This is a genomic window from Sulfitobacter sp. 15WGC, from assembly GCF_005068605.1.
Taxonomy (GTDB): Bacteria; Pseudomonadota; Alphaproteobacteria; order Rhodobacterales; family Rhodobacteraceae; genus Sulfitobacter; species Sulfitobacter faviae.
Genome location: NZ_SZNL01000274.1, coordinates 1 through 247, shown reverse-complemented (window position 1 = coordinate 247; position 247 = coordinate 1). Strand labels below are relative to the sequence as shown.

Genomic DNA, 247 nt, shown 5'->3' with positions numbered 1-247 from the left:
AATTCGGGGCGAGAATAAGGCTTAACCCACGGTTGCGAGGATCGGGAAGGTTTCGAGCAGCCAGAAGGAGAAAGCCGTGAAAGCACCGGTCAGCAAGGCCAACCCGACGAGCACGAGAAGCCCCCCCATGATCCGCTCAATCAGCTTCATATGCGGTTTGATCCGGTTCATCAGCGTCATGGCGCGGGTGATGAACATCGCGGCCAGCAGGAACGGGATCCCCAGCCCCGCCGCATAGACGCCTAGC

The 247-nt window shown here is 59.9% G+C and carries 1 protein-coding gene; it reads right to left on the bottom strand.

Annotated features, from left to right (window positions below; translation table 11 throughout):
• Positions 1-21 precede the first annotated feature (21 nt).
• Positions 22-247 (bottom strand): cytochrome c biogenesis protein CcdA (locus tag FCK22_RS18750; RefSeq protein WP_282705412.1); only part of this gene is annotated, 226 nt, incomplete at its 5' end.